The organism is Rhizobium sp. ZK1 (assembly GCF_047782645.1).
Taxonomy (GTDB): domain Bacteria; phylum Pseudomonadota; class Alphaproteobacteria; order Rhizobiales; family Rhizobiaceae; genus Rhizobium.
Genome location: NZ_CP180586.1, coordinates 3,523,032 through 3,544,231 on the forward strand (window position 1 = coordinate 3,523,032; position 21,200 = coordinate 3,544,231).

20 protein-coding genes are annotated in these 21,200 nt (G+C 59.6%); 9 read left to right on the top strand and 11 right to left on the bottom strand.

Annotated features, from left to right (window positions below):
- Positions 1-98: 98 nt before the first annotated feature.
- The 5 genes from rpsU (at position 99) to ACK9YZ_RS17930 (ending at position 4,817) form a co-directional block, all read left to right on the top strand.
- A complete protein-coding gene (gene rpsU, locus ACK9YZ_RS17910) occupies positions 99-314 on the top strand; it encodes a 30S ribosomal protein S21 (protein ID WP_003542939.1) in 216 nt (71 codons plus the stop codon).
- Between the two features lie 139 nt (positions 315-453).
- Positions 454-1,320 carry a tetratricopeptide repeat protein gene (locus ACK9YZ_RS17915; RefSeq protein WP_216755929.1) on the top strand — a complete coding sequence of 289 codons (867 nt, stop codon included), beginning with the start codon at positions 454-456 and terminating at the stop codon, positions 1,318-1,320.
- A 24-nt stretch (positions 1,321-1,344) separates the two neighbouring features.
- Positions 1,345-2,433 carry an NAD(P)/FAD-dependent oxidoreductase gene (locus ACK9YZ_RS17920; RefSeq protein ID WP_416066765.1) on the top strand — a complete coding sequence of 363 codons (1,089 nt, stop codon included), beginning with the start codon at positions 1,345-1,347 and terminating at the stop codon, positions 2,431-2,433.
- Positions 2,434-2,628: 195 nt separating this feature from the next.
- Positions 2,629-4,272, top strand: coding sequence for a sensor histidine kinase (locus tag ACK9YZ_RS17925; RefSeq protein WP_216755930.1), 1,644 nt, complete (start codon positions 2,629-2,631; stop codon positions 4,270-4,272).
- Between the two features lie 62 nt (positions 4,273-4,334).
- Positions 4,335-4,817, top strand: coding sequence for a DUF992 domain-containing protein (locus tag ACK9YZ_RS17930; RefSeq protein WP_416064707.1), 483 nt, complete (start codon positions 4,335-4,337; stop codon positions 4,815-4,817).
- Positions 4,818-4,862: 45 nt separating this feature from the next.
- On the opposite strand, the gene ACK9YZ_RS17935 is transcribed toward ACK9YZ_RS17930, so the two are convergent.
- From ACK9YZ_RS17935 to ACK9YZ_RS17960, 6 genes are all read right to left on the bottom strand, one after another.
- Entirely contained in the window at positions 4,863-6,257 is a 1,395-nt protein-coding gene (locus ACK9YZ_RS17935; protein WP_416064708.1) for an NAD(P)(+) transhydrogenase (Re/Si-specific) subunit beta, read from the bottom strand.
- 7 nt (positions 6,258-6,264) lie between these two features.
- The gene (locus tag ACK9YZ_RS17940; RefSeq protein WP_007817406.1) at positions 6,265-6,663 is read right to left on the bottom strand and encodes a proton-translocating transhydrogenase family protein; all 399 of its coding nucleotides are present in this window, start codon (positions 6,661-6,663) and stop codon (positions 6,265-6,267) included.
- A complete protein-coding gene (locus tag ACK9YZ_RS17945) occupies positions 6,663-7,811 on the bottom strand; it encodes a Re/Si-specific NAD(P)(+) transhydrogenase subunit alpha (protein ID WP_416064709.1) in 1,149 nt (382 codons plus the stop codon). Before ACK9YZ_RS17945 ends, ACK9YZ_RS17940 begins: the two co-directional genes overlap by 1 nt.
- Positions 7,812-7,916: 105 nt before the next feature.
- Positions 7,917-8,141: an aa3-type cytochrome c oxidase subunit IV gene (locus tag ACK9YZ_RS17950; protein WP_216755934.1), complete on the bottom strand. Its 225-nt coding sequence runs from the start codon at positions 8,139-8,141 to the stop codon at positions 7,917-7,919.
- Positions 8,142-8,306: 165 nt separating this feature from the next.
- Positions 8,307-9,059: an N-acyl amino acid synthase FeeM domain-containing protein gene (locus ACK9YZ_RS17955; protein ID WP_216755935.1), complete on the bottom strand. Its 753-nt coding sequence runs from the start codon at positions 9,057-9,059 to the stop codon at positions 8,307-8,309.
- 143 nt (positions 9,060-9,202) lie between these two features.
- Complete coding sequence (locus ACK9YZ_RS17960; protein ID WP_216755936.1) at positions 9,203-11,506, bottom strand: putative bifunctional diguanylate cyclase/phosphodiesterase; 2,304 nt, start codon at positions 11,504-11,506, stop codon at positions 9,203-9,205.
- A 317-nt stretch (positions 11,507-11,823) separates the two neighbouring features.
- On the opposite strand from ACK9YZ_RS17960, the gene ACK9YZ_RS17965 reads away from it, so the two are divergent.
- Together ACK9YZ_RS17965 and ACK9YZ_RS17970 are read left to right on the top strand one after the other, a co-directional pair.
- Positions 11,824-12,363 (top strand): TRAP transporter small permease subunit, encoded by a 540-nt coding sequence (locus tag ACK9YZ_RS17965; RefSeq protein ID WP_216755937.1) that lies wholly within the window; start codon positions 11,824-11,826, stop codon positions 12,361-12,363.
- A gap of 21 nt (positions 12,364-12,384) precedes the next feature.
- The gene (locus tag ACK9YZ_RS17970; RefSeq protein WP_416064710.1) at positions 12,385-13,875 is read left to right on the top strand and encodes a TRAP transporter large permease; all 1,491 of its coding nucleotides are present in this window, start codon (positions 12,385-12,387) and stop codon (positions 13,873-13,875) included.
- 174 nt (positions 13,876-14,049) lie between these two features.
- Here ACK9YZ_RS17970 and ACK9YZ_RS17975 read toward each other — a convergent pair whose 3' ends face one another.
- The gene (locus tag ACK9YZ_RS17975; protein WP_416064711.1) at positions 14,050-15,156 is read right to left on the bottom strand and encodes a TRAP transporter substrate-binding protein; all 1,107 of its coding nucleotides are present in this window, start codon (positions 15,154-15,156) and stop codon (positions 14,050-14,052) included.
- Positions 15,157-15,445: 289 nt separating this feature from the next.
- Here ACK9YZ_RS17975 and ACK9YZ_RS17980 point away from each other — a divergent pair, with 289 nt between their 5' ends.
- On the top strand, positions 15,446-16,225 hold the full coding sequence (locus ACK9YZ_RS17980; RefSeq protein ID WP_416064712.1) for a gamma-glutamyl-gamma-aminobutyrate hydrolase family protein: 780 nt from the start codon (positions 15,446-15,448) through the stop codon (positions 16,223-16,225).
- 55 nt (positions 16,226-16,280) lie between these two features.
- Here the strand turns inward: ACK9YZ_RS17980 and ACK9YZ_RS17985 are convergent, their stop codons facing one another.
- From ACK9YZ_RS17985 to ACK9YZ_RS18000, 4 genes are all read right to left on the bottom strand, one after another.
- Positions 16,281-17,312, bottom strand: a complete 1,032-nt coding sequence (locus ACK9YZ_RS17985) for an aldo/keto reductase (protein ID WP_416064713.1) — start codon at positions 17,310-17,312, stop codon at positions 16,281-16,283.
- Between the two features lie 265 nt (positions 17,313-17,577).
- A complete protein-coding gene (locus ACK9YZ_RS17990; protein ID WP_216755942.1) occupies positions 17,578-18,534 on the bottom strand; it encodes a 2-hydroxyacid dehydrogenase in 957 nt (318 codons plus the stop codon).
- Between the two features lie 24 nt (positions 18,535-18,558).
- Positions 18,559-19,581 (bottom strand): LacI family DNA-binding transcriptional regulator, encoded by a 1,023-nt coding sequence (locus ACK9YZ_RS17995; RefSeq protein WP_216755943.1) that lies wholly within the window; start codon positions 19,579-19,581, stop codon positions 18,559-18,561.
- A gap of 119 nt (positions 19,582-19,700) precedes the next feature.
- On the bottom strand, positions 19,701-20,210 hold the full coding sequence (locus ACK9YZ_RS18000) for a MarR family winged helix-turn-helix transcriptional regulator (protein WP_216755944.1): 510 nt from the start codon (positions 20,208-20,210) through the stop codon (positions 19,701-19,703).
- A gap of 83 nt (positions 20,211-20,293) precedes the next feature.
- Between ACK9YZ_RS18000 and ACK9YZ_RS18005 the strand changes: the two genes are divergently transcribed.
- Complete coding sequence (locus ACK9YZ_RS18005; RefSeq protein ID WP_416064714.1) at positions 20,294-21,085, top strand: creatininase family protein; 792 nt, start codon at positions 20,294-20,296, stop codon at positions 21,083-21,085.
- Positions 21,086-21,200: the final 115 nt, after the last annotated feature.

The window sequence follows — 21,200 nt, forward strand, 5'->3', positions numbered from 1 at the left end:
TCACCAATCGCAAGGCTGCGGCCGCGCGAACGTTATATTTTTGCCCCAGGCGCTGCGCCGCCTTCCGGCATCAACCAAACCAAAGGAACGTGATTCTCGTGCAGGTACTTGTCCGCGATAACAATGTTGACCAGGCTCTCCGCGCTCTCAAGAAGAAGATGCAGCGCGAAGGCATTTTTCGCGAAATGAAGATGCGCGACTACTACGAGAAGCCGTCGCAGAAGCGTGCTCGCGAAAAGGCTGAGGCTGTTCGTCGTGTTCGCAAGCTGGCCCGCAAGCGCGCGCAGCGCGAAGGTCTGGTTGCAGCACGCTGAGGCGGTGCCGTCGTTTTTTCGACGTTTTCAGGTGCATGTGTGGCGGGGGCGATGAGTTTCGCCGCCGCCTTTTTTAGTTTGCTGCTGAAGATTGCATATCCGCCTTGCCGGATATGATGCATGGGGAAAGCGAGCCCGAATGGCTATAATAACCTTCAATCCGTCCCGCTCGTTGCGTTCGCAGAAATCGGTCTTATTTGCCTCTCTGGCTCTTATCGCCGCACTTGGCCTTGCCGGTTGCGAAACGACCAACACGTCTGATGCTGTGATCCGCATCGACAAGGCGCAGGGCTCGCAGGAAAACATCGCGTCGCTGACGGCCGTCATCAATGCCAATCCGCGCGATCCGGAAGGCTATAATGTCCGCGGTTCCGCCTATGGTCGCGCCGGCGAGTTCCGCAAGGCGCTCGACGACTTCAATACCGCGCTGCAGATCAATCCGCGTTTCTTCCAGGCCTATGCCAACCGCGCGCTGGTCTACCGCAACATGGGTCAGCAGGCGCAGGCGATCGGCGATTACAATGCCGCGCTGCAGATCAATCAGAGCTATGACGTCGCCTATATCGGCCGCGGCAATGTCTACCGCATGGCCGGCCAGGACGATCAGGCCTTCAACGATTTCTCGAAAGCGATCCAGCTCGGCACGACAGATGGCCGCGCCTACCACAACCGTGGCCTGATCTATCAGAAGCGCAATCAGCAGGATAAGGCGATCGACGACTTCTCGAAGGCGATCTCGCTCTCGCCGAACTCGCCCGAGCCCTATAATGGCCGCGGCATTTCCTATATCGCGCTGAACGACGACGACAACGCCTTCGCGGATTTCAACCACGCGATCGAACTGAATGGCAACCTCGCCGAATCCTGGGCAAACCAGGCTCTCGTCTACGAGCGCCGCGGCGAGAAGGATAAGGCAATCCGTTCCTACCGCCACGCTGTCGGCCTCGATCCGAAGTACCAGCCGGCCCGGGACGGCCTTGCCCGCGTCGGCGGCACGGCCGGCTAGCAGAAACAGGAAGAGGTGATGACGATGACAGCGAAACCGCATGTAATCGTCGTCGGCGCCGGCATCATTGGCGCCTCCATCGCCTGGCATCTCACACGCAAGGGTGCAGCAGTCACCATCATCGGCGAAGAACTCGGCGGCGTGGCGACACCTTGCTCTTTTGCCTGGATCAATGCGAGCTGGGGCAATCCTGAATTCTATTTCCATTTCCGCCGCAGGGCGATGGCCGAATGGAAGCGGCTGGCGCGGGAACTGCCCGGCCTGCCGCTTGCCTGGTGCGGCGGTCTCTGCTGGGATATGCCGCCGGCCGATCTCGAAGCCTATGCCGATGAGCATGGCCGTTGGGGCTACGGTATCACCCGGCTGAACCGGGAGGAAAGCGCGCTGCTCGAACCCGGCCTCGGCGAGTATCCGGATTTCGCCCTCCATGTCGCAGAAGAGGGCGCGGTCGAGCCCATTGCCGCCGCACGTTTGCTGCTTGCGGATGCCGAGGCGCATGGTGCGACGTTCGTTCATGCCACGGTCAACGGTCTGCTGCAGAGTGGCGGACGAATCATCGGGGTCGTCACGTCGGAAGGCATGCTCGAAGCCGATCATGTCGTGCTGGCCGCAGGCGCAGGCGCAGTTCCGATCGCTGCCTCGGCGGGAATAACATTGCCGCTCTCCACGCCGGCCGGCCTGATCGTGCACTCCCGTCCTGTCTCGAAACGCTTGAACGGCCTCGTCATGACACCGCGTCTGCATATGCGCCAGACAGCGGAGGGCCGAATCATCGCCGGCACGGATTTCGGTGGCGGCGACCCCGGCGAAGACCATCAGGCAAGCGCTGCGGAACTCTTCGCACGCGTGAAGGCGACGATCATAGACAATGGCGATTTGACGTTCGATTTCTTCACTATCGGCTATCGCCCGACACCGGCTGATGGTTTCCCCATCATCGGAAATGCTGGCCTGCCGGGTCTTTATGCCGCGGTGATGCACTCCGGTGTCACACTTGCTCCGCTTGCAGGCCTGCTTGCCGCCGACGAGCTTCTGTCAGGCAAGAGTGACGAAAGCCTCATGCCCTTCCGGTTGCAGCGCTTCGCCGACGCAGAACAGTCGGGAAAAAATTGACGATTTTACACCTGACTATTTTAGTAGGTTGCAACCAAATGCCCTGCCCCCTAACATGGCCTTGCTTTAATAGCGGGCTATTGGGCGGTACGAATGTAAGGGGCGTTTGCGAGTGATGCGGATTCTTGCTTTCGTGACGGCAGGCGAAACCGTGCTTCCGCAACATCAAGCCCCGACAGACCGGGGGCGGCATCGATGAAGTTTGCCGTACGTCTTTTCCCGAAAGCTTCGATCGGAACATATCTCGTCGCCATGGCCGTGGCGATTGCACTGCCGATCTTCGCCTTCGTTGCCCTTCTCCTCATGCAGCTGGAGGACAATCAGCGGTCCACGCTCAAGCGCGAAACCGCGCAGGATGCGCTGGCGCTGTCGCGAACCATCGATCGCCAGCTTCAGGATATGGCCACGACATTGCGGCTGCTGTCCTCCTCTCCCGAACTGGAGGGCGGCGACTATGAGTCTTTCTACAACCGTACGGAAACGGCACTGCGCGGCGATACGCTCTATGTGATCGCCGTCGACAGGACCGGGCAGCAATTTCTCAATACTCGTCGCGACTTCGGCACCCCGCTTGGCAAGATGACGAATCCAGCGGCTCTCGAAGCCGCCATGAAATCTGGCCGGATCGAAGCCTCGGACGTCTTCATGGGCGCAACGAGCGGCACGTGGGTCTATAACGTCACGCTGCCGCGTGACGAGGATCCTGTCGCCGCGCTGATCATCACCCAGAATGCCAGCGACCTCGCAAAACTCGTCACGACCGAAGGTCTTGCATCCGGCTGGTCGGCAGCGGTGATCGATCAGGGTGGTCATGTCGTAGCAAGCCGCGGCCCCGCCAATCTGCAGCCCGGCGAACCCTTCGACCCGCGTATTCTGCCATCGCTCGTCGCTTCCAGCGGCGTTTTCGAAGACAGCGACATCCTCCCGCACGCCATGCTGGGCTATGCGCAGATTCCCGGCTGGTCCTGGAAGACGGTGGTATGGGGGCCGATCGCAACTGCACAAGCACCGATCGTCAGCACTTGGCGCTTCCTGCTGATCGGCGGCCTCGTGCTGCTGCTCGTCGCCGTGCTTGCCACCTATGCCGTTGCCCGGCAGGTCCGCTCCACGATCCGTGAAATTGCCGACATGGCAAACCGGCTCGGCGAAGGCCATATCGTCTCGCCGGTCGAAACCAGCGTTATCGAGGCCAACCAGGTGGCGATTGCGCTTTCCAATGCCTCTTTCGACCGTAGCCAGAGCGAGGACCGGCTGCGCTTCGTCATGCATGAACTGGTCCATCGTACCAAGAACCTGCTGACGCTTGTTCTCGCCATGATGCGTCAACTCTCCAAGCGGGCCGACAGCGTCGAGACATTCCGGCTAGCCGTCGCCCATCGCCTTGAAGGGCTCGTGCGCTCGATCGAGCTTCTGACAGGCGAGCAGTGGTCCGGCGTCTCGCTGCATCGCGTCATCGATATTCATCTTCAGGCTTTTCCGCAGGCCCGTGAACAGGTGAAAATCGAGGGTACGGATTTTATCCTCAAGCCCGATGCCGTTCAGAACCTCGGCCTGGCACTGCATGAACTTGCTACCAACTCGGTAAAATACGGAGCGCTGTCCGTGCCTCAAGGCCGTGTGCGTTTCGAATGGCAGCCGGCAGAGGACAACATGCTGCGTTTCACCTGGACTGAAAGCAGCGGTCCGGTGGTCAAACCGCCGGCGCGCACCGGCTTCGGCACCACCGTCATCAAGGCACATGCCGCCGCCGCTTTCCGGGGCAAGGTCGATATTGACTTCCGCCCGGAAGGTCTCGTCTGGATCCTCACCGCCCAGCGTGGGATGATGGAGCGCGATTAGCGCGACCGGAACAATCACTGCAACCGCCCGTTTCGAACAGGTCATTCAAAAGGAGAAGGACCATGTTCAAGCAAACCATGATTGCTGCGGCAGTCGTTTCGGCTGCAGCCTGGGCCGGGTCCGCCGCAGCTGCCGACTATATGTCGCTTGGCCGACTCGTCTGCGGATCGGATGGTGGCCAGGGGCTGATCGTCACGTCTGAGAAGAACCTGATCTGCACCTATACGCCAGCTTCCGGCGGCCCGAAGGCGGTCTATGCCGGCAAGATCGAGAAATTCGGCATCGATATCGGCCAGACCGGCAAGAGCGTGATGATCTGGCAGGTGCTTGCCAAGACCGGCACCAATGTTCCCGATTTCGCGCTGACAGGAGAATATTACGGCATTGGCGCCGATGCCAGCCTCGGTGCCGGCGGAGGTGCCAAGGTCATTGCCGGCGGCACCAACAAGGCCTTCATGCTGCAGCCACTGAACCTGCAGGCCCAGGAGGGTCTCAATCTCGCCGTCGGTGTCGAGAAGATGACACTGGTGCCGGGCGAAATCTGATCGCTCGCGGCGCAAATGAAAAGCCCGGCGAAGCGGGCTTTTCGATTAATGAGTGATCGCCTTGTTGATCTCTTCCGTCACCTTCTTGGCATCGCCAAGCAGCATCATCGTGCCGTCCTTGTAGAACAGCGTGTTGTCGATGCCGGCGTAGCCCGAGCCGAGCGAACGCTTGACGAACAGGCAGGTCTTGGCCTTATCGACGTCGAGGATCGGCATGCCGTAGATCGGCGAGGTCTTGTCGTCGCGCGCCGCCGGGTTGGTGACGTCGTTGGCGCCGATGACATAGGCGACATCGGCCTGGGCGAATTCCGAGTTGATGTCCTCAAGCTCGAAGACTTCGTCATAAGGCACATTGGCCTCGGCAAGCAGCACGTTCATATGGCCGGGCATGCGGCCGGCAACCGGATGAATCGCGTACTTCACTTCCACGCCGTTCTTCTTGAGATTATCGGCGAGTTCGCGCAGCGCATGCTGTGCCTGCGCCACCGCCATGCCGTAACCAGGCACGATGATGACTTTCGAGGCATTCGCCATAAGGTAGGCCGCATCCTCGGCCGAGCCGAGCTTGACGGTCTTGTCCGAGTTATCCGCCGCACCACCCGACGTCTCGCCGCCGAAACCGCCAAGGATAACGGAGATGAAGGAGCGATTCATACCCTTGCACATGATATAAGACAGGATCGCGCCCGAGGAACCGACCAGCGCGCCGGTGACGATGAGCGCCAGATTGCCGAGCGTGAAGCCGATGCCGGCGGCGGCCCAGCCCGAATAGGAATTCAGCATCGACACGACGACTGGCATGTCGGCGCCGCCGATCGGCACGATCAGGAGCACGCCGAGCGCCAGCGACAGAGCCACGACCGCCCAGAAGTCGAAATGGCTTTCCGTCACCGCCAGCCCAATGATGAAGAGCACGATCAGGGCAAGCAGGGTGATGTTGATCAGATGCCGAAAGGGCAGCAGGATAGGCTTGCCGGACATGCGCCCGTCGAGCTTAAGAAAAGCGATGATGGAGCCGCTGAAGGTCAGAGCACCGATCGCCACGCCGAGCGCCATTTCGATGCGTGCTTCAGTGTGGATCTGACCGATCTCGCCGATTCCGAAGGCATCAGGCGTATAGAGCGCCGATGCGGCAACCAGAACCGCGGCAAGGCCGACCAGCGAATGGAAGCCGGCCACGAGCTGCGGCATCGAGGTCATGGCGATGGTGCGGGCGATATAGGCGCCCGCACTGCCGCCGATGGCAAGACCGAGGATGATGAGGACGAAGCCGCCGAAATCAGGCGTTGCCAGCACCAGTGTCGTGAGGATCGCAATCCCCATGCCGATCATGCCGTAGAGATTGCCCTTGCGGCTGGTGGCCGGATGCGAGAGCCCGCGCAGCGCCAGAATGAACAGCACGCCGGAGACGAGATAAAGGAAGGCTGCAAGATTGGTCATCGATGCCTCACTTGTCCTTCTTGCGGTACATCGCCAGCATGCGCTGCGTCACGAGGAAGCCGCCGAAGATATTCACCGAGACGAGCACGAGGGCCACGAAACCGAAGCCTGTCGCAAGCCCGCTGGTCGAAATGCCGACTGCAAGCAGCGCACCGACGACGATGACCGAGGAGATCGCGTTGGTCACGGCCATCAGCGGCGTATGCAGCGCCGGCGTCACCGACCAGACGACGTAATAGCCAACGAAGATCGACAGTACGAAGATCGCGAACTGGAAGACGAAGGGATCGATCGCCCCGCCGGTTGCGGCACTTGCCGCCTCAGGTGCCTGGGCAGCAGCGGTGATAACCGCGGTGACGGCTTGGTCGAGCTGTTCCAGCGCCTTGTCCATTGCTTCACTGGCCATCAGTTATCCCCCTTCTTGGCGCCGCCGAATGCCGGATGCACGACATCCCCCGCATAGGTCAGCATCGTCGCCTTGATGAGCTCGTCTTCGAGGTTGAGCACGACCGATTTCGTTTCCTTGTTCACCATCGTCTCCAGGAAGGTGACAAGGTTCTTGGCATAAAGCGCGGAGGCACTGGCGGCCACACGGCCCGCCATGTTCGAGAAGCCGACTACCTTCACGCCTTCGACATCGGCGACCTCGCCCGCGACCACGCCTTCGATATTACCGCCACGCTCGACCGCGAGATCGACAGCCACCGCACCCGGCTTCATCGAAGCCAGCATGGCGCGGGACACCAGCCGCGGCGCCGGACGGCCGGGGATGAGTGCGGTCGTGATGACGATGTCCTGCTTGGCGATGTGCTCGGCGACGAGTGCCGCCTGCTTGGCTTGGTATTCGGTGGACATTTCCTTGGCATAGCCGCCGGCGGTTTCCGCCGCCTTGAACTCTTCGTCCTCGACGGCGATGAACTTGGCGCCGAGCGAGGCGACCTGTTCCTTGGCCGCGGGGCGAACATCTGTCGCCGAGACGGCGGCGCCAAGGCGGCGCGCCGTCGCGATCGCCTGCAGACCGGCAACGCCCGCACCCATGACGAAAACCTTGGCGGCGGGAACCGTGCCTGCCGCCGTCATCATCATCGGCATGGCTCGGTCATAAACGACGGCAGCTTCGATGACGGCCTGATAGCCGGCAAGATTGGCCTGGGATGACAGCACGTCCATCGACTGCGCGCGGGTGATGCGCGGCATCAGTTCCATGGAGAAGGTGGAAAGGCCCGATCGAGCCATCGCGGCAACCGCCTCGTCATTGCCATAGGGATCCATGATGGCAATGACGACGGCACCGGTCTTGTAACCGGAAATTTCGCTTTCGCTCGGCCGGCGGACCTTGAGGATGACATCGGCGGACGCTGCATCCGCGAATGTGCCGATTGCAGCACCCGCGGCCTCGAACTCGCTGTCCGGAATGCGGGAAAGCGTTCCAGCGCCTGCTTCGACGATAATATCGAAGCCGAACGACTTTATCTTTTTCACGGTTTCGACAGACGCGGCAACGCGCGTCTCATCATCAGTGATTTCCTTTGCTACGAAAATGATATTCGCCAACTGCCCCCTCCTCCGGGTCAGCTGGACCGTCGCAGGCTGCTCGCCTGCTCGGGCCAAGCATCTACTTCACAAAGTTCGGAAAACTTGTCTTCCCGCGGGCCGCACTTAGCGGAGCAGGAAGATGCCGGCGACGAGAATGATGAGGAAGACGAGGATGCCGCCGAGGAAGCCGGCGCCGCCGAAGAAACCTGCAGTCATGGCAAGCATCAGGGCAATTAGAAGCATCGTGCCGTATTTCGTGCCGGCAATGAACATGTCGTAGGTCTTTTCATGTTCCTTGTAGTCCATCGGCGCGCCGGTCTCGACCGGTCCGGTATGATGTTCGGCCATGAATATCGTCTCCCTGAAATGCCTTAGCACTGCCTGATTCCCTTGCCTCAGCAAGGCAAATCCCTACCCGCAGGGATTACACAATGACGGGCGAAAGCGCAATGCATGAGAATGCCGCAGGAACGCCCTTCTCCTGATACGGAGAGGGCATTTCCTATGGAAGAGTCAAAGCGGCAGATCCGTTCCGAGCTGGCCTTCCGGCACGAAACGGGCGGTGGGAACGATGGTGAGCGACGGCAGCGTGTTTTCCGCGCCGCGCGCGAACATCATCCGCTGCTCACTGGCGCTGGAAATGAAGAAGGGATAACGCGTAAGAAGCTTGCGGCCGACCTCGATGACGTTGGTCGCCATCAGCGTCATGTCGATCCCGTAATTTTTGGCCTTCTGGCCCGGCACGACGGTGTCTGCATAGAAAACACGCTTGTAGAATGCCGCATGCGGCGGGCGGACGAACTGCAGAACCCGATGTGCGCGGAAATGCGCGGCCGCGACGATGCTTGGCCGCAGCGTCAGGTAGGGAATCCAGGTCAGATCGGCAGTCAGATCGGGATCGGCGGCAAAACGCGCCGGATCGATTAAGCTTAGGCCTGCATCGAGAAGCGCATCGATTGCTTCTGGGAAGGCGCCTGCCGACTGGCTAACGCGATGTTCCGGTGTCACATGGTGAATACGGATCGTGCTGACGAGTTCGCCGTAATAATAAAGCCCGAAAACATGAGCATGGCTGTCGAAATCCGTGTCGTCGAGCAGTCCCTTCGGGGCCAGCGCCAGCGTGTCATGCGCCTTGTAGGCCTTGTAACGCAGCCGCTCGACATCCTCCATGTCTTCAGTGCTTTCGACGCGGCGATATTCGACATTATCAAGAACTTCGAGAACCTTTTTCGAAAAGTCACTCGTACTCAAAGGGACAGACGCCATAGATGCACCCCGTTGTTAACGGGTCATTAATCATACCACATTCATTAAAGCGCAAGATTTGATAAAAATTTGGGGCATATTTGAATCATTAAGGTTAATGGCCGCGAATATGCCCGTGGTCGTACCGCCAGATATGGCCCTGATCAGGCGACCTTGGCGCGGCGACGCGGCGCCGCGCGGCGGTTGAGAGCTTGGGAGAGGATGCCGATTTCCTTCGAGGGAACCGGCGGGGAAAAGACGTAACCCTGTATGAGATCTGTGCTGCGGTGCTTGTTGAGAAGCGCCAGCTGCTCCGGGGTTTCGACCCCCTCGACGACGATCTTGAGACCGAGCTCGCGGGCAAGGTGGACCGTGCCGCGCAACAGTTTCAGGCGGCGCGTATCTTCGACGATGTTACGTACGAAGGAGCGGTCGATCTTGACGATATCGAGCGGCAGAGTGTCGAGATAGCTGAGGCTGGAGAAGCCCGTGCCGAAATCGTCGATGGCGATGGTGATGTCGCGGCTGCGCAATTCGGCAAGGATGGCGCGCACGACCGCCGGCTCGTCGATCAGGCTGCTTTCGGTGATTTCCAGATGCAGGCGCGACGCCTTAAGACCCGAGTGCTCCAGCGCGTCCGAAACGACCGACAGGATGTCCGCATCACGCAAGTCGCGCGCCGATAGGTTGACCGAAACGGCGATATGATCCGGCCAGCTCATGCATTCTTCGCAGGCCTTGAAGAGTACGAACCGCGTAATCTGCGAGATGATGCCCATCTCTTCGGCAAGGCGGATGAAGACGTCGGGCGGAATGTATCCCTTTTCCGGATGTACCCAGCGAGCCAGCGCTTCAGCACATTCGATGCGCAGGCCATCGGCCTTGAACATCGGCTGGAAGACGAGATGAAGCGCATTTGCAGCCACGGCCTCGCGCAGATCCGCCTTGAGCTTCTGCTGCTCGATATAGCGGCCATCCATTTCGCGCTCGAAACCGGCAATTCCGCCCTTCAAGCGCGACTTGCTTTCGAACAGTGCAAGATCAGCCTTAACGCTCCATTCGTCCATGGCGAAGGCGTTGCTTTCGAGAACGGCGTACCCGGCACTGAGCGAGACGAGGAAGGTTACCTCGTCGACTTCATATTGACCCTGGATCGTAGCGTGCAGCTTACGGATGTCGGCATCCAGCACCTGCCGGTCACGCGCATGCGGGAAGAAGAGGATGAATTGATCGCCCATCAGGCGGCCGACGATGGCGTTGCCGGCCATCTCCTTGACCCGCATGGCGATGGCGCAGAGCAGGTGGTCGCCGGTCACGTGCCCCCGCATGTCGTTGACATGCTTGAACTCGTCAATATCGAGGATCATGAAGCCGACAGGACCGCGTTTCTTCGGATGTCTGGCGAGATAATCCTGCACGAGATGGCCGAAATATTCGCGGTTTGGCAGGCCGGTCAGTGCGTCGAAGCGCACCATGTGCAGGATCTTCTGCTCGGCCTTCACACGGCTCGAAACGTCTTCGAAGATCAATACGGCACCGCCATCTGCGCGTCGGCTCGCGGAAAATTCCAGCGATAGCCCCTCGGGGAAATGGATGAGCGTACGCGACAGGCTGCCTTCGGCAACCTGCGTCAGCTGCCGCAGGATCAGCTCCGGCTGCGAAGCGTCCATGAAGCTGTAGCGGGCGCCATAACGCAACACCGCGCCGAGATCGCGATCCTTCAACCGATCCGGTGCCCCGATCTTGAGGAGCTCGCAGGCCTTGCGGTTGATGACCTGGATCCGGTTCTCCGTATCGACCATGACGAGGCCGTGCGGCATGTTGTTCAACGCAGTGTCAAAGCGCTCGGCGATCGAGGCAATCTCACGGCGCGCGATCACATTCTCATAGAGGAATTCACGTACACCGGTCGCCATGGCCCGTGTCGTCAGCCAGAACGGTATGAGGAAGACCGACAGGATGCCGCGGTAGAAATCGAGCGTCATCACGCTGCAGATGATCATCGGCAGGCAACAGGAGAATGTCTGCAGGTCGACCGCCATGCGCGAGCCATAATTGCGGCCGACGACGGAAACCATCGTCGCCATGGTCACTGCGATGCAGGCGAGCTCGGCAAAGGAATCGCGCGTGAAGAAGATGGCATAGCCGCTGCCGATACCGAGGAGTGTCGTCGTGCCCGCTGCTCCGACCACAAGAACCTTCTCCCACCGCTCGATCTCCGCAAAGGACAGCCTGTCCTTGTTTACCTTGTCGAACAGGCGGAAGATCGCCATGCGGGCGCAGAACACCACGATGAAGGCAACTGCCAGGAGTATATAAACGGAAGACTGAGTTTTGGCGGCGACGGCAAGGAAAGTTGCCGAATGTACAATGACGCCAGCCAAAAGCGTCATGCGGTTCCCGGAGAGAGAACTCACAAACGACAGATACACATCCTTAGGGACCCTGTTCGGGTTATGTGGCTTCATCCATACTTTCCCTGTGCGCGGGGAATGTAAACCGAACCCTTTAAAAATTGATTTCAAACGGTTCAAACATTTGGTCAATTTTTCTAAAACCATAGGATGAACTGCACATCCGGCACGCGATATTGCAGCTTTATCGCGAGATTAATGAAAAATATATCCGCGCGAAAGTTGCCGGAATTTTCACCGGGATCACAGGGGTCTGGCCGCATAAGACTATACTCCAAGGCGGGTCATTTATCCTTCCAATTTCAAAAACCCTGTTCTACACCGGTTGCAGGGGAGAACTGCCGAAACGGCAAGACAATAAGGGGAGGCGAATGTCGGTATTCCTGGCCGCCAGTCGGCTGATCGACTCGATCAGCCAGTTCATGGGCAAACTTTCCGAATACATGGTGCTTTTCTGCTGCCTGATCAGCGCCGGAAACGCCATCGTCCGCTATGCCTTCAACTACAGCTCGAACGGCTGGCTCGAGATCCAGTGGTATCTCTTCGCCTTCGTCGTGCTGCTCGGCGCCTCGCATGCGCTGCGCAACAACGAGCATGTCCGCGTCGACCTGATCTATGGTTCGGTTTCCGACAGGGCGAAGATCTGGATCGACGTCATCGGCCTCATCCTCTTCCTCATTCCCGTCTGCGTCTTCCTCACTTGGGTCTGCTGGCCCTTCTTCGCGCTTTCCTACCAACAGGGGGAAATATCGGGCAACGCCGGCGGGTTGATCCGCTGGCCAGTCAAGCTGATCCTGGTCGCCGGTTTCGGCCTGCTTTCCCTTCAGGGCGTTTCCGAGCTGATCAAGCGGATCGCAGCCCTTACCGGCCATATCAACATCGACACGAAATACGAAAAGCCGCTGCAATAACGCGCGCCTGGAGGAACGGATTTGTTTGATTTCGGTATCATTCCGCCGGCCATGTTCCTGGGCATGGTCGTCTTCATGCTCTACGGCTTTCCGGTCGCCTTTTCGCTGGCCGCCGTCGGCCTGTTCTTCGGCATCGTCGGCATCGTCACCGGCCATTTCGGTGCGGTCTGGTTACAAGCACTGCCGCCGCGCTTCTTCGGCATCGTATCCAACGACCTCTTGCTCGCCATTCCCTTCTTCACCTTCATGGGTGCGATACTGGAGCGCTGCGGGCTGGCCGAGGATCTGCTTGAGGGCACCGGCAAACTCTTCGGCGGCATTCCCGGCGGCCTCGCCTATGCAGTCATCCTCGTCGGCGCCGTACTCGGCGCGATCACCGGGACGGTCGCCGCCTCGGTCATCACCATGGGTGTGATTTCGCTGCCGATCATGCTGCGCTACGGCTACAATCCGCGCCTTGCCACCGGCGTCATCGCCGCCTCCGGCACAATCACTCAGGTGATCCCGCCCTCGCTGGTACTCGTCGTTCTCGCCGACCAGCTCGGCAAATCGGTCGGCGACATGTATCGCGGCGCAATCGGCCCCTCGATCCTGCAGGTGGCGATCTTCGTGCTCTTCATTCTGGTGCTGTCGATCGTCCGGCCAAAATCGATGCCACCGCTGCCAAAGGAAGTGCGCGGCGACTTCAATTGGGCGCTGCTCATGAAAGTGCTGATGGGCATGGTGCCCTCGATCGTGCTGATCTTCCTGGTGCTCGGCACGATCTTCATGGGACTTGCGACGCCGACGGAAGCCGGCGCGCTCGGCGTCGTCGGCGCCATGGCGCTCGCAGCCATGAACCGGCGCCTGACGTGGCCGCTGATCCGCGAGGCGATGACATCGACCACGCACATCACCTCCATGGTTGTGATGATCCTGATCGGCTCCACCTGTTTCAGCCTGGTCTTCCAGGGCATGGACGGCTCGCGCTGGATCGAGCACATGCTATCGGGTATTCCCGGCGGCCCGGTCGGTTTCCTGATCTTTGTCAACATTTTCATCTTCATCCTCGCCTTCTTCCTCGATTTCTTCGAGATCGCCTTCATCGTCATCCCGATGCTGGCGCCGGTCGCATCCAATCTCGGTATCGACCTGATCTGGTTCGGCGTCTTGATCTGCGTGAACATGCAGACGAGCTTCATGCATCCGCCCTTCGGCTTCGCGCTCTTCTACCTGCGCTCCATCGCCAATAGGGATGTCCGCACCAAAGATATCTACCTTGGCGCCCTGCCCTGGGTCGGCATGCAGCTCATTCTCGTGGCAATCGTGATCTTTTGGCCGGAATCGGTCACCTACTGGCTGGATCACGGCCCGAAGGTGGATCCGAACTCGATTAAGATCGAAGTACCGGACTTCGGTGGCCAGCTGGGCCTGCCGCCATTGGGAGCCCCAGGTGGAGGAGGGTCTCCGCAGATTCCAGGCCTGACCTTACCGACGCTGCCAAGCACACCTCCGTCGCCACCTGCGCAGTAGAGCAATTCCAGCAAAAATGCGCAGCGGTTCCGAACCATGAATTCTTTGTGACAACAAAGGGATAGAGAATCCCCGTATTCGATGAGAACTGGAAATGACCCATCGAAAACAAAAGCCCCGAATTTTTGTCCGGGGCTTTTTGATCGGTGGCCTGACTAAGAAGCGACAGTCGCCTTATAGTTTGCCTGCACGTTGCTGGATCATCATGAACGTATCGAAAGTGTATTCCGAGAGCTGCATCCAGAGATAGGCATCCCGCTTGAATGCCGTCTGATCGTCGTAGATCTTCCTGAAATACTGGTTCTTCGAGGAGATGTCGCCATAGATGCCGGTTGCAGCCTCGAAGGATGCTTCCATGATTTCCTGGCTGAAGGGACGAAGTGTGGCACCCTCCGCGACGAGCTGCTTCAGCGCGCCAGGGTTCTTCATATCGTATTTCGCCATCATCTTCGTGTTGGAATAAGTGCAGGCATCAGCCAGGATCGTCTGGTAATGCTTCGGCAGGCTGTTCCATTTTTCGAGATTGAAGAAGGCGTGAATCGCCGGACCGCCTTCCCAGAAGCCGGGATAATAGTAGTACTTGGCAACCTTGTGCAGGCCGAGCTTCAGGTCGTCATAGGGGCCAACCCATTCGGATGCATCGATCGTGCCCTTTTCCAGAGCCGGGTAGATGTCGCCGCCAGCAATCTGCTGCGGGATGACACCGAGCTTTTCGAGCACTTTGCCCGCAAGACCGGCAATCCGCATCTTGACGCCCTTGAGATCGTCGAGCGTGTTGATTTCTTTGCGGAACCAGCCGCCCATCTGCACGCCGGTATTGCCTGCCGGAAGGCCGTAAATGCCCTGCGTAGCATAGAACTCGTTCATCAGGCTGATGCCGTTGCCTTCGAAGAACCAGGCATTGGTCAGGCGCGCATTGAGGCCGAAGGGAAGGGCCGTACCGATCGCATAGGTCGGATCCTTGCCGACAAAATAGTAGGAGCAGGTATGCGCTGCCTCGACCGTGCCGGCGCTGACCGCGTCGGCTGCCTGCAGGCCGGGCACGATTTCACCGGCTGCGAAAGGCTGGATCGTGAAATTGCCGCCAGTGGCATCGGAAACATGCTTGGCAATATCTTCAGCGCCGCCATAGATCGTATCCAGGCTCTTCGGAAACGACGAGGTCATACGCCATGCAATCTTTGGGTTTTCCTGCGCAATTGCAGGTGCTGCCAAAGCAGTTGCGGCAACGGCTCCGGCGCCGGCTGTTCCCGCCTTTTTCATAAATGAACGACGATCCATCAAAAACCTCCCATACAGATGGCACTGCGTGGCAATCCTCACCCCTACCCGCAGCAGGGGCAAAGCTAAGCATGGCGGAAGAAGCGTTTCAAGCTTTCGTCTATTAGTCTTTGGGATCACGACGCTTCTGTGGCAGGCCTCGCCCATCCATCGGAATCAGCAGCTTAGCGCGCCCTGATATCGGTCGCACAGCAGGAACCGCCGCAATTTGGCCACCGCTTGAAGCCAAGCGTTGACTTACCGGCCATTCTGGCCGCAGAAACGTCCGATATCTTTCTCAGGGGCGAAAATGACGAAACCGATCGTTGCGATTCCTGCCGATATCCGCAGTCTCGACGGTGCGACTTGGCATGCCGTACAGCATCAATATGTACGCGCGGCCCTGAATGCCGCCGGCGTGATGGCTTTCATCATTCCCGCCTTCGAGGAAGGGTACGACACGGATGCGATCCTCGACCGGGTAGACGGCGTGCTGGTATCCGGCTCAGCCAGCAATGTGCACCCCTCGCTCTACGGCCTCGAAGCTACCGAAGCCGACGGCCCCTTTGACCCGGCCCGCGACGCCACGAGCCTGCCGCTGATCCGCCGTGCGATCGACCGCGCCATTCCACTTCTTGCCATCTGCCGCGGCATTCAGGAATTGAACGTTGCCCTTGGCGGCTCGCTTGCCAGTGAAATCCAGGAGCAACCTGGCATCTGGGATCACCGTAAACCCGATGTCACGGATCGCGACCATATGTACGCGATCCGCCAGAGCGTTTTCATCAGGGAAGGCTCCTGCATTGCCGGTATCGTCGGCGCCGGCGAGATCCGCGTGAACTCCCTGCATCGGCAGGCAATCGCCAGGACCGCGCCGCGCCTTCAGGTGGAAGCAACGGCAGAAGACGGCACGATCGAGGCCGTTTCCGTCGTCGGCGCCAAGGCCTTTGCCGTCGGCGTTCAGTGGCATCCGGAATATTGGGCCGAGACCGACAAGCCCTCAAACAAGCTCTTTACCGCTTTCGGCGACGCGGTCCGGGGTTACGCCGCGAGCAGGCTGTCGCCGTTGCGGGCGCAGGCAACCGCGTGAAACAGAAAGGCCGCCGGATCGCTCCGACGGCCTTGTTTCTTTCTGATCGAATGGCTCAGCGACCGCCTTCGATCTTGCGATGACGCTGACTGGCGCCGTGGACACCATAGGGATATTGCCCCGGTGTCGGCGCACTGATCTCATTGAGCGTCGCCGTCTCCTCCTGTGACAGCACCAGTTTCGCAGCCTCGAGATTGTCGGCAAGCTGTTCTGAGGTGCGGGCGCCGAGGATGACAGACGTCACGGCCGGACGTGCCGCGACCCAGGCGAGCGCCACCTGCGCCATGCTGACGCCACGTGCCCTGGCGATCTCTTCGACTGTGGCGATGATCGCCCAGGTGCGCTCCTGCTCATTGCGGGCCGCATAGGCTTCGCCGCCGCGATTGGGATTTTCGCCGAGGCGTGTAGCACCCGTCGGCATCTCGTCACGCTTGTACTTACCGGTCAGCCAGCCGCCGCCGAGCGGCGACCATGGCAGCAGCCCCATGCCGGCATCCTTGCAGGCATCGACGATCTCGTGCTCGATGTCGCGCATCAGCAAGTTATATTGCGGTTGCAGCGTTACCGGACGCGTATAGCCCTGGGCCTTGGCGATTTCGGAAGCCTTGGCGATATGCCAGCCGACGTAGTTGGAGAAACCATAATAGCCGATCTTGCCGGCGCGGACGGCATCGTCAAGGAAGCGCAGCGTCTCCTCAATCGGCGTCAGGGCATCCCATGCATGCATCTGGTAGAGATCGATATGCTCGACGCCCAGACGGCGCAGCGAGTCGTTGAGCGCCTGATTGAGGTGACGGCGGGAAAGACCGATATCGTTCGGCCCGTCTCCCATCGGGAAACGGCCCTTGGTGGCGATCACCGCCTGTTGTGCCTGCGTCGGGCGAGCCTTGAGCCAACGGCCGATGATTTCCTCCGATGCACCGGCGCTGTAGACGTCTGCAGTATCAATAAAATTGCCGCCCCAGGCGAAGTAGTCGTCGAGCATTTTGAAGGAAGCCGCCTCATCGGATTCCTTCCCGAAAGTCATGGTACCCAGGCAATATGCGGTGACGACGGCCCCGCTGGGACCGAGCTTGCGATAATCCATTTCTGCCTCCTTCCAGAAAACGCCGGCTGCCGGCGTGAAAAAAACGCCGGACGGAGCAGACGCTCCCCGATCAAATCGCTATGTATAAGCTTGAGACGGCGAAATGCCGCCGATGACAGTTACGGCCGCAACAAACGGGCGCGACCGGAACTGACCATAACCAATCCCTCCCGGCCTACCAAGTAGGGAAACGGGAAAAACTCCAAGGAAAAAAAGGAAAAAGCGAAAGCTCCCGCCGTCTTCGCAGAGGGAGTGCATGGGTGCCCTAGTTCTTGACGGGCGTTTCCGCCACCGGGGTAACCGGCTTGCCCTGTTCGAACCAGGTGATCAGGTTTGCTGCCACCAGATCCGCCATGGCATTGCGCGTCGGAACCGAAGCCGAGGCCACATGCGGCAACAGGACCGTATTCGGCGCGGCGATCAGCCCCGCCGGCACGTTCGGCTCGTCATAGAAAACATCCAGGCCGGCAGCACCGATCGTGCCGGCATTCAGCGCGGCGATCAGGTCATCCTCATCGACCGTCCATCCACGGCCGACATTGACCAACACGCCGTCAGGGCCGAGCGCGGAGAGAACTTCCGCATTGATCGTCTTATGCGTCTGCGGCGTCTTCGGCACGATCGCAATCAGCGTATCGACGGCCTCGGAAAGCCCTTTCAGTGTCGGCTGGTAATCATAGGGCGCATCGGCATGACGCGAGCGGGTGTGATAGCTGATCTTCACCTTGAAGGGTTCCAGCCGCTTGGCAATCTCAAGGCCGATACGTCCGAGGCCGTAAAGGCCGACATGCCGGCCCTTCAGCGAAAAGCGCGTCAGCGGATAGGAAGCGCCCTGCTTCCAGTTGCCGTCCCGCAGCCAGTTCTCCGCCTTGGGGATTTCGCGGATGGTGTTGAGCAGAAGCGCAATCGCCGTATCGGCAACCTCGTCGTTCAGCACGTCGGGCGTATTGGTGACGATGATGCCTCTCGAGCCTGCGAGCTTGGCATCGATGCCATCATACCCGACGCCGAAACTGGCGACGATCTCGATAGAAGGCAACTGCTCGAACCACGCAGCCGGAAAGGCTCCGCTGACTGCCACACCGCGAATGTGTTTCGCTGTCTCGGCATCGAGCTTGAGCGTCTCGTCGCGATCGACGGTTATCACCTCGAAGCGGTCCTTAAGCTGGGCGAGAACGCGATCATGCATCTTCCCGGGAACGAGAACGGCGATACGGGACATGGCTTTTCCTCTTGGATTCGGCGGTCAGCTACGCGGCCGATAGGGACTGGTGGACTGGCGGATACGCATTTCCGGCTTGATGAGATGGATGCCATCAGGCTCATGGCTGCCGGCAAGCCGATCAAGTAGGGCGCGGGCGGCAAGACGTCCAACCTCGGTCTGGCCGTTCCAGACGGTGGTCAGCGCCGGCGTCGCAATCGAGGCCTCTTCCAGGTCGTCATAGCCTGTGACCGAAATATCGCGACCGGGCACGAGACCGGCGCGGGCAATGCCGTTCATCAGGCCGATGGCGACCAGATCGTTCCAGCAGACGGCCGCCGTCGGCTTCTGCGGCAGGGAAAGGAAATGCACCGCGGCTTCGAAACCGCCCTGCTTAGAACGCGGGCCGGGAATGCGCAGGTTCGGGTCGACCTCGATGCCGGCCTTGCGCAGCGCATTGACGTAACCCTGATAGCGGTCGCGTCCTGTCGAGGTCTGGTCCGTGCCACCGATCATCGCAATCGTCCGATGGCCGAGACCGATCAGGTGGTTGGTGGCAAGCGAAATACCGTAACTGTCGTCGCCGCGATAAGTCGGCACATCCTGACTGTCCATGGAGCGGGCGACGAGGATGGCCGGCATGCCGTTTTCCTCCGCAAGCTGGATATCTTCCGGCGGCGTACCGATCGCGGGCGACATAATCACGCCATCGCCGCCAAGCTGCAGCAGGGTCTCGATGAAGGTGCGCTGCTTTTCGACGGAATCGTAATGGTTGGAAAGAATGAAGGTGTGTCGGCTGCGGTCGAGTTCGCTTTCGATCGCCTTCAGGATCTCCCCGTAGAACGGGTTCATGATGTCGTGGACGACGACACCGATAATGCCGGAGCGCGAGGTACGAAGGCTGGCAGCGCGGCGATTGTAAATATAACCCAGTGCGCGGGCCTGTTCCTTGATCTTTTCGCGGGTATTGCCTGCAACGAGGGGACTATCGCGTAAGGCCAGGGAAACGGTCGCCGTTGATATGCCGAGCGTTTCGGCAATCGTCGAAAGCTTGATCTTCTGAGCCACGTCTCCTCCTCCAGGCAACGCGTGAAGCCGACAAAGGACTGCCGCAGCGCAGCGACCGCCTTAAAAAATTTAATTAAAAGATTTAAGCGGCACAGGCAATTCGCCTTTTGAGGAAATTTTCAATCTTCCTCATCTTCCTCGGCATGCATCGCCTCGGCCTGCAGATTGGCATCGATCGCCTTCAGCAGCCGCACCAGATTGCGGATTTCCTTTTCGGAGAAATCGAGTGTCGCAAGCTTGTCGCAGGAGGAGGCGGCAAGCTCGATCGCCTGCACGCTGCCGCGGCCGAGTTCAGTGAGATAGACCTTGGTGAGCCGGGCATCCTCGGCATCGGGCTTGCGCTCGAGGAAGCCTTGCGCCTCCATGCGGCCGATGGTGCGGGTCATGGTGGGTGCCTTCACGCCAAGCTTCTGGGCAAGTCCGCCGGCGGTCATCCCGTCGCTTTCGGCAAGCGAAAGAATGACACCGTCCTGGCCGGCATAGAGACCGCTTTCGAGCAGGTTGCGTGACAGGACCGTGCGCATGGAACGGGCAGCCTGCGTCAGGGCCGGCGAAAGATCGGCGAGCGTATACTCGGTCTGATCCTTCTTTTTCTTGTGCTTCTTGCCGTCCTTATGCTTCTTGCCCATTGCCATCCCTTTGATCTTTAAGCACTGCCCAGGCTGCGCTATGACATTGCCCATCATCTCGTCATAAACAAGAGGCAACGCCCGTGTTGGTTCCGTCGTTCCGTTTCGAGGACAATGATCCGGCGCTCGCTCCTGAGGCTCGCCACCACTGGATCGCGGTCCTGCCGCTCGGCGCCCATGAACAGCACGGTCCGCATTTGCCCTTCGAAACCGACACATTGATCGCGCAGGGCATCGTCAACAGGCTGAAAACCGCCCTTCCGGCCGGTTTGCCCATCACCGTACTCCCCATCGAATCGGTCGGCTACTCCTTAGAGCACATGGATGTTGAAGGAACGAAGACGCTCTCTTTTGATTCAGCCGTAAAGCGTTGGCTCGATATCGCTGAAAACCTCTCGAAGCTCGGCATCCGCAAATTCGTGATGCTGAATGCCCATGGCGGCAACTCACCGCTCATGACCATCGTCGCCACGGAAGCGCGCGTGCGCTTCAACATGCTGGCCGTCGCCACCAGTTGGACCCGCTTCGGCCTGCCGGAGGGCATCATTTCACCTCAGGAAAAGGCGATCGGCATTCACGGCGGTGATATCGAAACATCCGTTATGCTGGCCTTGTATCCGGACAAGGTGGATATGGACAAAGCTGCCGATTTTCCCTCTCGCCAGACAGACTTTGCCGAGCGCTTCAAGCACCTGCGCGCCTATGGCCCGCATGCCTTTGGCTGGAAGATGTCGGATCTCAATCTGCAGGGCGTGGCCGGCAATGCCGCTAAGGCTACGGCGGAAAAGGGCGAAGCGCTGATTATCCATGCCGTTAACGGGTTGGTGGAGCTGCTGCAGGATATCGACGCCTTCGACGCAGAAACGCTGCGATGACCATCAGCTTTGCACAAAGGGCAATGTGATCTTATAACATACAAAACCCTTTGAACTGCCGCTTCCAAGCGCCTATATGAAACCGACCCATTCAGGCCCCGGACATTGCCCTCGG